General features: G+C 29.8%; 11 protein-coding genes, 1 other RNA gene and 1 pseudogene. All 13 read left to right on the top strand.

Features of this window, described 5'->3' with window-relative positions:
• Positions 1-9: 9 nt before the first annotated feature.
• Complete coding sequence (gene pheT, locus ACGH49_RS06490) at positions 10-2,397, top strand: phenylalanine--tRNA ligase subunit beta (protein ID WP_411588710.1); 2,388 nt, start codon at positions 10-12, stop codon at positions 2,395-2,397.
• A 5-nt stretch (positions 2,398-2,402) separates the two neighbouring features.
• A complete protein-coding gene (locus ACGH49_RS06485) occupies positions 2,403-2,696 on the top strand; it encodes an integration host factor subunit alpha (RefSeq protein WP_034913150.1) in 294 nt (97 codons plus the stop codon).
• Positions 2,697-2,840: 144 nt separating this feature from the next.
• Positions 2,841-2,936: signal recognition particle sRNA small type (ffs, locus tag ACGH49_RS06480), an RNA gene on the top strand.
• Between the two features lie 142 nt (positions 2,937-3,078).
• Complete coding sequence (locus tag ACGH49_RS06475; RefSeq protein ID WP_411588708.1) at positions 3,079-4,224, top strand: polysaccharide biosynthesis/export family protein; 1,146 nt, start codon at positions 3,079-3,081, stop codon at positions 4,222-4,224.
• Between the two features lie 29 nt (positions 4,225-4,253).
• On the top strand, positions 4,254-5,153 hold the full coding sequence (locus tag ACGH49_RS06470) for a hypothetical protein (RefSeq protein WP_065608444.1): 900 nt from the start codon (positions 4,254-4,256) through the stop codon (positions 5,151-5,153).
• The gene (locus tag ACGH49_RS06465) at positions 5,153-5,956 is read left to right on the top strand and encodes an ABC transporter permease (protein WP_065608446.1); all 804 of its coding nucleotides are present in this window, start codon (positions 5,153-5,155) and stop codon (positions 5,954-5,956) included. The genes ACGH49_RS06470 and ACGH49_RS06465 overlap by 1 nt, the downstream gene beginning before the upstream one ends.
• Positions 5,956-6,615, top strand: a complete 660-nt coding sequence (locus ACGH49_RS06460) for an ABC transporter ATP-binding protein (protein ID WP_065608448.1) — start codon at positions 5,956-5,958, stop codon at positions 6,613-6,615. The genes ACGH49_RS06465 and ACGH49_RS06460 overlap by 1 nt, the downstream gene beginning before the upstream one ends.
• 23 nt (positions 6,616-6,638) lie before the next feature.
• A complete protein-coding gene (locus tag ACGH49_RS06455) occupies positions 6,639-8,717 on the top strand; it encodes a capsular polysaccharide biosynthesis protein (RefSeq protein WP_065608450.1) in 2,079 nt (692 codons plus the stop codon).
• 317 nt (positions 8,718-9,034) lie between these two features.
• A pseudogene (locus ACGH49_RS06450) lies at positions 9,035-10,119 on the top strand (IS3 family transposase).
• A gap of 298 nt (positions 10,120-10,417) precedes the next feature.
• A complete protein-coding gene (locus ACGH49_RS06445; protein WP_411588705.1) occupies positions 10,418-11,611 on the top strand; it encodes a capsule biosynthesis protein in 1,194 nt (397 codons plus the stop codon).
• A gap of 54 nt (positions 11,612-11,665) precedes the next feature.
• Positions 11,666-11,962: a hypothetical protein gene (locus ACGH49_RS06440; protein WP_411588704.1), complete on the top strand. Its 297-nt coding sequence runs from the start codon at positions 11,666-11,668 to the stop codon at positions 11,960-11,962.
• Positions 11,963-11,996: 34 nt separating this feature from the next.
• Positions 11,997-13,079 carry a capsule biosynthesis protein CapC gene (locus tag ACGH49_RS06435; protein ID WP_411588703.1) on the top strand — a complete coding sequence of 361 codons (1,083 nt, stop codon included), beginning with the start codon at positions 11,997-11,999 and terminating at the stop codon, positions 13,077-13,079.
• Between the two features lie 77 nt (positions 13,080-13,156).
• Positions 13,157-16,042, top strand: a 2,886-nt coding sequence (locus ACGH49_RS06430; RefSeq protein WP_411588702.1) for a CDP-glycerol:glycerophosphate glycerophosphotransferase, incomplete at its 3' end; no start/stop codon positions are given.

Genomic DNA, 16,042 nt, shown 5'->3' with positions numbered 1-16,042 from the left:
GATCAAAACATGAAATTTAGTGAAAGTTGGCTACGTGAATGGATCAATCCAGAAATTAGTAGCGAAACGCTAGCTGATCAATTAACAATGGCTGGTTTAGAAGTTGATGATGTCGAAAAAGTAGCAGGTGACTTTACAGGTGTCGTTATTGGTAAAGTCGTTGAATGTATGCAGCACCCGAATGCTGATAAACTTCGTGTAACAAAAGTTGATATAGGCAAAGAAGAATTACTTGATATCGTTTGTGGCGCGCCAAACTGTCGACAAGGTTTGACTGTTGCATGTGCTACAGTGGGGGCTGTTTTACCAGGTAATTTTAAAATCAAATCAGCTAAGTTACGAGGTGAACCGTCAGAAGGCATGCTATGTTCATACTCAGAACTGGGGATTGCTGATGAACATAATGGTATTATTGAATTACCTGATGATGCTCCTTTGGGACGAGATATTCGTGAATATTTAAATTTAAACGATGTCACAATTGATATTAGTGTAACACCTAATAGGGCTGATTGCTTTGGTATTGTTGGGATTGCTAGAGATATTTCTGCAGTTAACAATATTCCAATGCAAGCACTTAAAGTTAACAGTGTACAGGCAACAATTTCCGACACAGTATCAATAAAAATAGATGAACCCACAGCATCACCTCGCTATTTGGGTAGGGTAATTAAAAATATTAATGTTAATGCTCAAACGCCACTATGGATGAAAGAAAAGTTGCGTCGTGGTGGAATTCGTTCAATCGATGCCGTTGTTGATATAACTAATTTTGTATTATTAGAAATTGGCCATCCAATGCATGCATTTGATTTATCGCAGATTGAAAAGGGCATAATTGTTCGTTATGCAAGCAAAGATGAAAAACTGACTTTACTTAATGGTAATGACGTTAAACTTAATGATAAAACTTTAGTAATTGCCGATCACCAAAAAATCTTAGCGCTAGCGGGGATTATGGGTGGTGAAAAATCTGGTGTAACACAAACAACCAAAGATATATTTCTTGAAGCAGCATTCTTCAATCCATTAGTTATAACAGGTAAAGCACGTGAATACGGTTTACATACAGAAGCGTCACACCGCTATGAACGAGGAGTTGATCCTTTCTTACAATTTACAGCAATGGAACGAGCAAGCCAATTATTAATTGATATTTGTGGTGGAGAAGCAGGTCCAGTTATTGATGTGACACATGAAGCTGAACTTCCTGCACAAGCAACTATCCAATTGCGACGTAATAAAATTGATCGCATTATTGGTTATACAATCGAAACACAAAAGATTACCGATATTTTAATTAGACTCGGTTGTGAAGTTGAATATAAAGACAATGTTTGGATTGTAAAATCACCAAGTTGGCGTTTTGATTTGCAAATTGAAGAAGATTTAGTTGAGGAAGTTGCCCGTATTTACGGATATAACAATATCCCAAATGCCAATTTGAAAATTGAATCAGTAATGAAACCGAAACCAGAAAGTCAAATCCCATTACGTAGAGTAAAGGATTTATTGGTTGATAGAGGGTATCAGGAAGCGGTGACATATAGCTTTGTTGATCCAAAAGTTCAGCAAATATTATATCCTGAATATCCAGAAATTAAATTACCTAATCCGATTTCAAGTGAAATGTCAGTTATGCGTTTATCGCTTTGGTCTGGGTTATTAGATGCGATACTATATAACCAAAATCGTCAACAAACGCGTGCCCGATTATTTGAAACTGGATTGCGTTTTATTCCTGATGAAAATTGTGAATTTGGCGTACGTCAGGAGTTAATGTTAGCAGGTATTGTTACTGGTAATTTATATGAAGAACACTGGCAACTCCCTAAAAAAAACGTAGATTTTTATGATCTCAAAGGTGATCTTGAATCAATTTTTTCTCTTTTAGGGTGCGGTGATCAAATACAGTTTAAAAAATCTGAACTCCCTGCTTTACATCCAGGACAAAGCGCAGCGATTTATTTAAATGATGAGTTATTAGGTCATTTAGGCGTTTTACATCCAGAAATTGAAAAAAAATTGTCTTTAAATAGTAAAACGCTTGTTTTTGAAATAAATTTAGCTAAAATTAGTGAAAGGAAAGTGCCTGTAGCTCAATATTTATCCAAATATCCGTCAAATAAACGTGATATAGCAATTATTGTTTCAAATACAATACCAGCAGCGGATATTATTTTAGAGTGTAAAAAAGCGGGTGGTGAGCAACTTATTAAAGTGACTCTTTTTGATGTGTATCAAGGTGAAAATATCAAAGAAGATCAAAAAAGTATTGCTATTAGTTTGATTTTACAAGATAAATCACGCACGCTTGAAGAAGAAGACATAACTAATATTGTAAGCAAGTGCGTTGCAGCCTTACAAAATCGTTTTAAAGCCCTATTAAGAGAATAAATAATATGACATTAACTAAAGCTGATATTGCAGATCGTCTTGCCGAAAAATTTAATATTGATCGACAAGAATCTAAAATCCTTGTAGAGCTATTTTTTGAAGAGATTCGAGTGGCTTTAGAAAAAGGGGAACCAGTTAAATTATCTGGATTTGGTAATTTTACAGTACGTGATAAAAATTCACGTCCGGGTAGAAATCCAAAAACAGGTGAAAGTGTTGATATTTCAGCCCGCCGAGTTGTTACATTCAGACCTGGTATAAAATTTAGAGAGCGAGTTGAGAAAAATTTAGTAATCTAATCATTGAATTAAATACTGTCATCATAAATAATAGCTTTTTTCTTGATATAACAACTAAAAAGGGGTCAAACAACTACTTTTTAATAAAAAGTAGTTGTAAAAATTTTATAATTCAAGCATAATACCTCTCTTCTATGGAGGCTCTATGGGTCCTCTTGCAACATTTTTTTGCTCATTAGGTCAGGTCCGGAAGGAAGCAGCCAAAGTAAAAAATATGTGTGTGGGATGTGGCCAATGGAGTCTCCTCCAATGCATATTTGTAGTAAATTTGTCTATTTTTTAAATTATAAATAAAATGTTTTATTAAATAATAATAAGTGTGAATTTGTAATCTAACGCACCTTGAAAATATATAATTAATTGATGAATAAGGAAATTTGTTTTGAAATTACCACCCCTTCTTCCAATCACGCTAGCAATTATTTTAAGCGGTTGTACTTTATTACCTCATTCGGGACCAAATTTTTCATCTATAAAAAATATGAATAAACAGCGCTCTGAAGTAGATAAAATTTATAGCAAAGTTAAAATTGTCAATTTGAATATTTCACCTGAATATATAAAAGTCTCCCAAAATAATTCATTTAACTTTACGAAATTTATCAATGAAAGAGGCAATCAAGATAAAAAAATAGTAGATAATATAGGGAAAGGCGATAGCATTAAAATTTCTGTAATCGAAACACCTCCAGCAATATTATTTACAGGTTCAAGTGATACAGGTGTACCAAAAACAGGATTAACTGAATTACCAATAGTCGTTGTTGATTCTCAAGGATTTATTTCTTTGCCATTTGTTGGCAATATAAATGTTGTTAATAAAACTCCTACGCAAATACAAAAAGAGATAGTTGAGAGGCTGTCTGGTATTGCAAACCGACCACAAGTAATTGTCTCTGTTTTAGAAAAACGTTCGTCAAGTGCTATAGTTATTGGTGATAGATTTAGTGGTAAAATACCGATAACAGCTAAAGGCGAACAACTGTTAGATGCTATTGCCATGTTGGGTAATAGTATGTATGATATTAAAGATACTTTAATACAAATTACTAGAAATAATAAAGTTAATAAAATTCCTTTAAGTTTGGTATTATCCAATCCTAAATTTAATGTTCAACTTCAAAAAAATGATGTTATTACTTTGATCAATAAACCTAGCTCTTTCATTTCAATGGGTGCGATAGGGGCAACTAAAGAAATTAGGTTTGAAGCTGTTGGAATAAATTTGTCTCAAGCATTAGCTCGTATTGGTGGTTTACGAGATAGTCAATCTGATGCACGAGGTGTATTTGTATTTAGGTATCAAGACACCTTGTCAATTGATAATAAGAAAGAACTTGTACCTACGGTGTTCCAAATAGATTTAAATAATCCTAACTCATTATTTATAATGAAGAATTTTCAAATTAAGAATAATGATATTGTTTACGTTGCATCTGCGCCAATTTTAGAACTACAAAAATTCTTATATGCGATTTTCTCACCGGGTGTTGGAGTTGTTAATCAAATTAACCAGATTAGTGAATAAGTTTTTAATTATTACACTAGTGAGATTTTATGTTTTTAAATTTTAAAAGAAAAAAAAGTTGGTTATTGCATCTAATTGTATCATTACCAACTTTACTATCGATAATTTATTTTGGATTAGTTGCTGAAAATATTTATACATCTGAAGCAACATATATTATACGTTCTTCGGATACTCAATCATCATTGGGTGGTTTGGGTAGTTTTTTTTCAAAAGTTGGTCTTTCACGTTCTAATGATGATTCATACGTAGTTTTATCATATATAAAATCTAGAGATGCCCTATCTGCTGTTGAAAAAATTCTACCGGTACAAGAATGGTATACAAAAAAAGGAGATATAATATCCCGTTTTAATGGATTTAACCTTAATTATTATAATAAAAAAGAGTATTTTTTTAGATATATGAGTAATATGATAAGTGTTAATTTTGATAGTTCAACTGGTATTGCTACTATTAATGTGAATGCTTTTGATATGCAAGATGCATTCAAAATTAACGAACAATTATTAAAACAAGCTGAAGGTTTTGTTAATCAAATAAATTTACGAGCTAAACAAGATCTCATAACAGCATCATTATCAGAACTTAAAAATGCCGAATTACAAATGAAAAAAGAGGCTCAAGCGCTTGCTGAATTTCAAAAAAATAAAAATGAGGATGCGAATTTAGCCGAATATCAACAGATATTAATTAATAACACTGTGGCCAAACAACAATTCGAAGCGGCTACTTTATCTTTACGTAATGCTCAAGTTGAGATTACAAAAAAGCAACTCTATCTTGAACGAATTGAACAGCCTAGTGTATCTGATGTTTCATTTAAACCTGCACGTATATATAACATCATTGCAACGTTTATAATTAGTTTTCTAGTATATGGCATTATTAATTTGTTCATAGCTGGTATAAGAGAGCATAAAGATTAATGGCTGAAGTAGTTACTAAAACTTCATTTGTACGTTCATTAAAAATACAAATTAATGTATTAAATGCTTTAATTTTAAGAGAAATTATTACTCGTTATGGGCGTAACAATATTGGGTTTCTTTGGTTATTTGTTGAACCTATGTCACTAACTTTTCTAATAAGTTTAATGTGGTATTTTTTTAAAATAAACGCTATATCAAATCTTAACATTGTTGCATTTGTATTAACTGGTTATCCAATGGTAATGATGTGGCGTAATGCTTCATCTAGAGCAAAGAGCGCAGTAACCGCCAATCAAGCGTTGCTATATCATCGTAATATTAAAATTTTAGATTTAGTCTACGCACGACTTCTTCTTGAAATGATTGGAGCTAGTGCAGCTCAAGTATTTGTTATATCAATTTTTATATTTGCTGGACTAATTGCTACACCTTATGATCCTTTTTATATGCTGTGTGCTTGGGGATTAATGTGTTGGTTTTCTTTAGGCCTAAGTTTAATTATTTTTGTTTTATCTGCTAAATATGAAGTTTTCAATAAAATGTGGGGAACTTTAAGTTTTCTACTTATGCCTTTATCTGGAGCTTTTTTTTGGGTTGACACTTTTCCCCATGAAATTCAAAAATTATTGCTTTATATTCCGCCAATAAATGGAACAGAAATGTTTCGATCCGGATATTTTGGTCCCTCAGTTATAACACATCAAAGTGTGAGTTATTTAGTTTTTTGTAATATTGTTTTGTTATTTTTGGGATTAACTCTGGTAAAAATTAATGAAGATTATATTCTTGAGGGTAATTGATGATTATTGTTAAGAATGTAAGTAAACAATACTTAACTAGGAAAGGGTATAAAACGGTCCTCAATAATATCAATTTCTTTTTACATAGAGGTGAAAAAATTGGTATTTTAGGGTGTAATGGTGCGGGTAAATCTACACTAATTAGACTTCTAAGTGAAATAGAAAAACCAACTACAGGTTCAATAATAAGAAATATGTCAGTCTCTTGGCCATTAGCTTTTTCTGGTGCATTTCAAGGTAGTTTAACGGGAATGGATAATTTAAGATTTATTTGTCGAATTTATGGATGTAACATTGAGAATACGAAAGAATATGTTGAAAATTTTGCGGAATTAGGTGATTATTTATATGAGCCAGTAAAAAAATATTCTTCAGGAATGAAAGCTCGCCTAGCCTTTGCTTTGTCTTTATCAATTGAGTTTGATTGTTATTTAATTGATGAAGTAATTGCCGTTGGTGACTCTAGATTTACAGAAAAATGTAAAATAGAATTATTTGAAAATAAAAAAGATCGCGCTCTTATCTTAGTTTCACATAACATGAATGCTATAAAAAATTATTGTGATAGAGCTATGGTGCTTGATGCTGGTTACTTATATCAATTTGATACGATTGAACAAGCTTACATTTACCATAATAATCAACAGAAAATTACATAACCTTTTTATTAACAGCACTCTAAATGAAAAATGTCCTAGTTTTTTCAAAAAAAATTTTAACTATAAAAAGTATTAGTCACTTTTTCTCTGATCTATCGTTTAGTAATAAAAATACTAAAAATAAAATTGATGCTGTTGCTGGATGGGGATATCGACCAACGACAATTAAAGCTAGGGCATATGCAACTAAACATTTACTACCATTTATTACTCTTGAAGATGGTTTTTTACGCTCTATTGGTCTAGGACTAGAAGGCTATCCTCCACTATCACTTATTGCTGATAATATTGGAATTTATTATGATTCGAGAAAACCTTCAGAATTAGAAATATTAATTAAAAATAAAATAATTTTAAATCAACATATTAAAGAAGCAACTTCTGCATTAAAATTAATTATTGAAGCACAGTTAACGAAATATAATCATGCTTCTGATTTTAGTGGTTTCAAAGATAAAACTAACAATCAAAATGAAAAAGTGTTAGTGATTGATCAAACTTTTGGAGATATGGCTGTTGAATTAGGAGGAGCAAGTCAACAAACTTTTATATCAATGCTAAATTGCGCAATTGAAGAGAATCCATCTTCGACAATTTATGTAAAAACCCATACAGATGTAATCAATGGATATAAGAAAGGCTATTTAACTCAAATAGCTGGTCAAAAGTCTGTTATTTTATTTAGTGAAGATGTAAATACTTTTTCATTACTTAAACATGTTAATAAAGTTTATGTTGTTACATCGCATATGGGATTTGAAGCACTTTTATTAGGTAAACAGGTTATTACCTTTGGTTTGCCCTGGTATGCTGGTTGGGGAGTTACCGATGATCGGCATAAAAATATAAACCATTTACGAGTAATTAATAGAAGAACTCAAGCTACAGTCTTAGAGTTGTTCACCGCAAGCTATATATTATATTGTAAATACATTAATCCTTATACAGGCAAAAAAGGAACTATATTTGATGTTATTAACTATTTAATAAAAATCAAAACACTCAATAATAAACTTAGAGGTACGATTAACTTAGTTGGATTTTCATTCTGGAAGAAACAAGTATTATTACCTTATTTAAGACTACCTTCTGTAAAATGTCGATTCTATTCAATCAGTAGATATATAAAAATTCTTAATGATAAAGATATAGAAAACAAAGTTAAAACTGAAAAATTATTAATATGGGGACAAGGAAAAAAAGCATTACTTCCAATTATTAACAGTATGAATGCATTTCGTATTGAAGATGGTTTTATCCGTTCTATTGGTTTAGGATCTAATCTAGTTATGCCTTATTCACTGGTTATTGATAAATTAGGTATTTATTTTAATTCTCAGAGCATGAGTGAATTAGAATTTTTATTATTAAATAAAAACGTTAATAAAGAAGAAAAAGAAAAAGCTAGCTCACTACAAGATTTATTAATTGTAACTAAATTAGGAAAATACAATGTTGGTAAGAAAATGAATATTAGGCCTATTGGGAACAAAGAAAAAATCATTTTAATACCTGGACAGGTTGAAGATGATGCTTCCATTTTATACGGTTCGCCTGTTGTAAAAACAAACCTAGAACTAATAAAAACAGTAAGAGAAAATAATCCCAACGATTATATTATCTATAAACCACATCCTGATGTTCTAAGTGGTAATCGAATAGGAAAGGTTAATGACTCCGAAATAAAAAAATATGTTGATAATATCATTGAGTTTGTTGATATTATTGATTGCATTGAGCAGGTTGACGAAATTCATACAATCACTTCTCTAGCGGGATTTGAAGCTCTAATTCGAAACAAACGCGTCATTTGTTATGGGCAACCATTTTACTCAGGCTGGGGATTAACAATTGATATGCACCCTAATTTTAGAAGAAATAGAGAGTTAACACTACACGAATTAATTTATATTGTAATGTATGATTATGCTATTTATATTCATCCTGATTCTTTAAATTTTACTGATCCTGAAACTTTGATTAATTGCTTAAATCATAAAAAATTGAAAACTTCAAAACAAATTAGACAATTTTGGTTAAAAAAACAATTCAATAAGTTAAAGCAGATTATTTTTCTTATTTATAATATGAAATTAAATTAATATGATATAAATTTTAGACTTTATTAATTTTATTTGTAGGAAAACGCTGAGTTGTTTCATTTTTAAGTAAAGGTAAACGTTTGGTATCAACGTGTAGCATTTCACCCGGATAGGTTTTGTTATAGCGTTTAGCTTGCCGTCTTAATTTATCTTCAATAGATTTTTCGACTTTAACCAGAGTTTAATACTATAACAAATGGTTTTATAACGTTCATTTTTATTGGTTAAAGGCACAAAAAGCTTCAATTGTAACTACCTCCTAAAATAGTACAGCAAAAAGGTAGAAAATTCTCTATGATAAAAGAAGAGGGGATTTAATGATGAAAAAAATGACTGAACATCAAATCGTAGCTATTTTAAAAGAAGCTGAAGCTGGTCTTTCCGTTAAAGAGCTGTGCCATAAATATGGCATGGGTAATTCAACTTTTTATAAATGGCGAGAAAAATACGGCGGAATGGAAACTTCGGATATCAAACACTTAAAGGAGCTTGAAGCTTAAAACCGCAAGTTTAAGCAGATGTTTGCCGAACTGAGCTTAAAATCACAGCTTCAGGAAGAAATCATAAAAAAGCTTTAGTGCCCACAACGGCACGTAAAACGTGGGCACAGCAACCACAACAAAATCAATAGGTTAGTATTGCTATGAGTTGTGCCATTGTTGGCTTAAGCCGTTGTGCTTACTATTATCAACCTAAGTTACAGGATGATTCAGTGATTATTTCGGTGTTGAGTGCTATCACTGACCGGCATTTACGCTGGGGCTTTCCTAAATGCTTTAATCGTATCAAAAAGCTCGGCTATAAATGGAATCATAAACGGGTGTATCGGGTGTATTGTGAATTAAAGCTTAATCTCAGAGTAAAGCGTAAAAAACGCATTCCTCCACGATGCCCGGAAAAGCTATTGGTGCCTAATAAACAAGGTGAATGTTGGTCAATGGATTTTATGAGTGATAGTAGCCGTAATCAACGTCGCTTTAGAACATTCAATGTCATCGATGACTTTAATCGTGAGGCGTTAGGTATTAATATTGCAGTAAGCTTACCAGCAGGAAGAATTACCCGTTACTTAGATAAACTGGCCGAATATCATGGGTATCCATTAAAAATACGAGTCGATAATGGACCAGAATTTACAGGAAAAACCTTTATAAACTGGGCTAAATCACATGATATAGTCATTGATTATATAAAGCCTGGTAGCGCTTATCAAAATGGCTATATTGAACGATTTAATCGTACCTATCGTACTGAAGTACTCGATTTATATCTTTTTAACAACTTAGCACAAGCAAGGAGAATAACCGAAGAATGGTTAACGATTGATAACACGGAAAGACCGCATGAGGCATTAAATAACATGACACCGATAGAGTATAAAACACTAAAACAAGCAGCTTAATTTTCTACGTGAATTGTGTACTAGGTTTGGGGGGGGATTTACAATTCATTTACTGATTAGAAAAAAAGTGGTATTCAGTTTTTTTATTGAGAAAATTGATTTTTTCAATATTTTTAATAAAAAATTACAAATTAATATAAATTTATGATAAAGTAATAGAGTATTTTAAAATTATTTTTAAATACTAAAGTAAATGTTGATGCTAATTAGCGATTATGACCTTAAATTGAAAGCTTATGAGTTTCATATTTAAAATATGGATAATTAATAGAATTTACTTGATACATAATGGATATAAATGAGCCACTATTTACACGAACTAGCCCATACCAAGAGAAATATACTATTGTTACAAGGTCCTGTAGGTCCTTTCTTTAACAAAGTTGCAGATTGGTTACAAAATTTTAACAATAATGTTTTCAAAATAAATTTAAATGGAGGTGATGAGCATTTTTATCCATGTAATAGTGTTTCTTTCTATGACTCGATTGAGGCCTTCCCTCAATTTTTGGAAAATTACATTCGACAACATACTATCGATGCCATTGTTGTTTTTGGTGATTGCCGTACTTATCATAAAATAGCCAAGTCAGTAGTAGATTCTAATCCAAATTTGTCATTTTGGGTGTTTGAAGAAGGTTATCTTAGACCTCATTATATTACTTTTGAGAAAGATGGGGTTAATGGTTTTTCTCTCTTACCCAAAAATCATGATTTTTATCAGAATGTTGAAATTACCTCTATAGATGAAAATAATGGTAAATCTCATTATTATTCAATGATTTACTACAGTGTTGTTTATTATATTTTTATGCTATTAAAGAAATATAAATATTCTAATTATATACACCATAGGAAAACATCATTATCTTTTTATGCTTCCCATTGGGCTTTAGCTTTAATTAGAAAATTGAAATCAAGGTTAATAAAACCTAGATTGATAAAAAATGTTATTAACAATGAGTATAAACCATTCTATATTTTTCCTTTGCAATGCAATCAAGATTTTCAAATTCAAGTGCATAGTCATTATCACTCTATGAAATCATATATTTTCAGAGTTATACGCTCATTTTCTTTATTTGCTGATGAAAAAAGCTATTTACTAATCAAGCATCATCCGATGGATGAAGGTTTTAATAATTATAACCGATTAATAAAAAAATTGGCTAGTCGTTATGATGTTAGTAAACGGGTGATATATATCCTCGGCGTTCCTATGCCAATTTTACTTAGAAAAGCAATTGGATTGGTAACAGTTAACAGTACTTGTGGACTTTCAGCTTTGATTCATGGATTACCTGTTATTGCTCTCGGTAAAGCACATTATGATATAAAAGGGTTAACTTTTCAAAACGGGCTCGACCGTTTTTGGAAGGAAAGGCAGAAACCCAACACTCAGTTGTTTGAAAGATATCGTAGTTATTTGTGTAATAAATCTCAAATTAAGGGATCTATTTATTATGCTGACTTTAAGTTAAATATTGAGTAGTTTATTCATAAGAGAAAACATAAATGAAATATACAGTGGCAAATATCAACGTGGATGGTTATTATTCAGATAATAAAGGAAATTAGTAGGAAGTTATTTAATGGTGATTATATTAGTTATGATAAAGCAGGTATGTTAAGTTTTAGAAATGAAGGTTTATCAATTGATGATATTCCTGATGGGACTTATAAATTACAGATAAAATTAACTTTCAATAAATTAGAATATTATAGTGAACTTAAAAGTGAGGATTTTAAAGAATCGTTTTATCAAAATGATGAATTGATATTAAAACTATATGTTATTCAAAATAATGTTTATTTCGAAAAAATAACCAAGACTCTGTTATAACAAATTTACTATTGATATACATTAGATTCATAATATGAGTAAACTTAATAAACTTTTAAAAAATCCGGGAATATTTTTTAGAGATTATTTTATAAAAAAATACCCATTGTCCTTAGATGAACAAGGCCATAATTTATTGCATGAAAATATTTTGATTGAAAATGATTTTAGATTATATGATATTACTGCAAATGAATGTAATGAACCTGTTGATGTAGTTATTACATGGGTAAATAATCAAGCTCCTGATTGGGTAGCAAAGTTTGAATATTATAAAAATAAACAAATTAATGGCATTAATCCCATCTCCATAGATAATGCACGGTTTGAATATCATGGCGAGTTGTATTATGTGATTAAAAGTATTAAAAATTTTATGCCATGGGTAAGAAATATATTTTTAGTTACGGACAATCAAATCCCAGAATTTAAGTTACCTGATAAAGTTGTTATTGTTGATCATAATCAAATAATTGATAAAAAACATCTTCCTACTTTTAATTCTCATGTGATAGAAGCTCATCTACATAATATACCTAATTTATCAGAGAACTTTATTTATTTTAATGATGATGTCTTTGTCGCTAGAGATTTACCTAAATCTCATTTTTTAAGTGGCAATAATTTATCATCTCTATTCCTAAATAATAAAAATTTAGATGTTATGCTCAAAAAAGGAATTAGTACTCCTACATTATTAGCATCGTTAAACTCTAGAAGACTATTATTTAAAAAGTATGGAAAAGATATAAATATTCCCTTAGTTCATACATACATACCGTTAAAAAAAACTTATTTTAATTTTGCATGGGATTATTTTTATAAAGATATTGAGGAATTTATTAATAATAAATTTAGAGCTGATAATGATATTAATTTAGCTACATTTTTAGTGCCATGGATGATGTACCTTGAAAGCCAATCAATATTGGCTCGTGATATTTGTTATTACTTTAATATTCGTTCAGCATTTGCTAATACAAATTACCGTATTTTGTATTATAAAAATAATAAAATGCTGCCACATTCTATTTGTGCAAATGATTTTCTAACAAAAAAAATAGGATTACAGTATCAAAAAGATTTAATGAATTTTTTAAAGTCTTTTTATACCTAGTAATTTTATTATTAATTTACAAATAATTACAATAATAATGTTGGGTTGTTGTGACCATGTATAAGGATTATATTACTATGTCAATAGATAAAAAATGGAAAAAATTCAAGAGAAATCCTAAGATCTTTTTCTCTGATATGTATCAAAAAAGAAAAAATAACATATTAAAATACACTCCGAAAAGAAGATATAAAACTGAACAAGTATTTACGGTTATATCAGCTGTATATGGTGTGGAAAAATATCTAAATGATTATTTTAAGAGTCTGGTAAATCAGACAATTGGTTTTAAATCACATATTCATTTAATTTTGGTTGATGATGATTCTCCTGATAACTCAGCAAAAATTATTCATGAATGGGTAGAAAAATATCCTGATAATATTACCTATATTCACAAAGAAAATGGTGGGCAAGCATCTGCACGTAATTTAGGTATGGATTTTGCGAAAACAAAATGGGTAAGCTTCATTGATCCAGATGACTTTATCTGTTTAGATTATTTCGAAGAAATTGCTAAAACTATTGATAATAATCCTAACTTAGGAATTATTAATTGTAATTTAGTATTTTTTTATGAAAAATCTAGACAATATAGCGACACTCATGCCTTGAAATATAAATTCCAAAATGGCGTTGTATATACTTCTGGAAGTAATCTTGAAAAAAATATTATTATGTCCGCTAGTTCTTCTGTTTTTGATTTAAAAATAATTATTAATAATGGTTTACTTTTTCATAAGAAAGTGAAACCTACATTTGAGGATGCAAGATTTATTTCGGAATATTTATTCTATATGCAATCTCTTCAGGCTGCTTTTATACCTAACGCAAAATATTATTACAGGAAAAGAGCAGATGAGTCTTCAACTATTGATAAATCTTGGCAAGATACTCGCAAATATCTAGATATATTTGAATATGGTTACATTTTTATTCTAGAATTTTATCATAACAAAATGCAAGGAAAAGTACCAGAGTTTATTCAACGACAAGTATTATATGATTTATCATGGTATTGTAAGTATCTTTTGAACAATCCATCTCCTTTGGAAATTTTAGACGAAGAACAAAAGAAAAAATTTCATCAAAATGTAAAAAAAACTTTTAGATATATTAATAGAAAAGTAATTTTAGACTTTGAATTGGCTGGTATCTGGTTATTCTTTAAAATAGGAATGTTGGGGGCATTTAAAAATGATGATAGTTTTAAACAAACAGCTTATATCGAGAGATTTGATCAAGCTAAACAAGAAATATTGATTTCTTATAATTCCTTTGAAGATAGTGTAATTTCTGTGATGTTTGATGGTGAGGATACAATACCAAGATACATAAAACAGAAGCGGCATACCTTCGCTGCAGAGTATTTTGTTACAACAAATAAAATGTGGATAAAATTACCTGATCATTTTAATAATTTTCAAATAATAATTAACGGTATTTTGTCGAGAATTTCACTTTCTGGTCAAGTTTTTAATAAATTAACTAGAGAAAGTTTATTTACTCACCTAAAAAAATTATTGCCTGAAAACCAAGATGAACATTGGATATTAATGGATAGAGATATTCAAGCAGACGATAACGCTGAGCACTTATATCGATATATAAATAAAAATCATCCTGAACAAAAAATTTATTATGTACTTTCAAAAGATTCTCATGATTGGAATAGATTAAAAGCAGATAATTTTAAATTACTAGAGTTTAATTCTGCACAACATAAATTTTTATTAAAAAGAGCATCTAAGATTATCAGTAGTCATGCAGAGAAACATATCCATAATTTTTTTAGTGATAACTCTATGATAAAACAACAATTTGTATTTTTGCAACATGGAGTAATAAGTCAAGATTTATCAACATGGTTAAATGGTAAACCTAATATTGATTTAATGATTACAAGTACTAAAGCGGAAAAAGACTCTATTACGTTTAATCAACAATACTATTTGACAGCAAAAGAAGTGGTTTTAACAGGTTTAGCAAGGCATGATTCCCTTTTTTTTAAACATAAAAAATTTTCATCAAATGATAAAATTATTTTAATTATGCCCACATGGAGAAATTATATTTTACCTGCGACTAAATTAGGACAGTTTAAAAGAGATATAAATTCTAATTTTATGCTAACGCAATATGCAATTTATTGGCAAAGTTTTTTAAAAAATTCAAGGTTGAAAGAAATTTCAAATAAAAATATTAAGATAATTTTTGCACCACATAAAAATATAGAGCCTTATCTTGATAATTTTGAATTGCCTGCTTATATTGAAACATGGAAATCTCAAGATGAGAGTATACAAAATTTATTTTTAAAATCGTCACTATTGGTAACTGATTATTCCTCTGTTGCTTTTGATATGGCTTTTTTGGAAAAACAAGTTATTTATTATCAATTTGATGAAGATGAGTTTTATTCAGGGAAACATACTTATACTAAAGGATATTTTGATTTTAGAAAAGATGGATTTGGTCCAGTAGTGACCAAAGAAAATGAGTTAATTGAAGCTATAGATAAAATTGTTCGTAATGGGTTTATTATTGAACAACCATACATATCTAGAATAAAAAATCTTTATCCTTTTAGAGATGGAAAATGTTGTGAGCGAATTTTTCAAGCCATCAAAAATTTAGATAAGCCTTCAACAAATAAATTTGTTGATTTAGAAATTTTGAAAAGGTTTATGTTAATGTCTAGTTATCATAGAGACTGGAACAGTGCTATAGAACGTTCGAAAAGAATTTTATTACTTGGTTACAACAAACATAAAAATATTGCGTACCAAATTTTAGCCGAAGCGAGTTACCATCAATATCAACCATCAATATTTTTCAATAATGCTGATATAAATTTTGAACAAATTAAAGATAACAAAACTAAAGCTTTGATTTTAATGGCTTGTGAAAAATGGGAAGAAGCTTATTCATACTGGGATATAGCAATTAACAAACAAGAGATT

It is taken from the genome of Gilliamella sp. BG7 (assembly GCF_046635565.1).
Taxonomy (GTDB): domain Bacteria; phylum Pseudomonadota; class Gammaproteobacteria; order Enterobacterales; family Orbaceae; genus Gilliamella; species Gilliamella apicola_P.
This window is presented reverse-complemented; position numbering and strand designations above follow the sequence as displayed.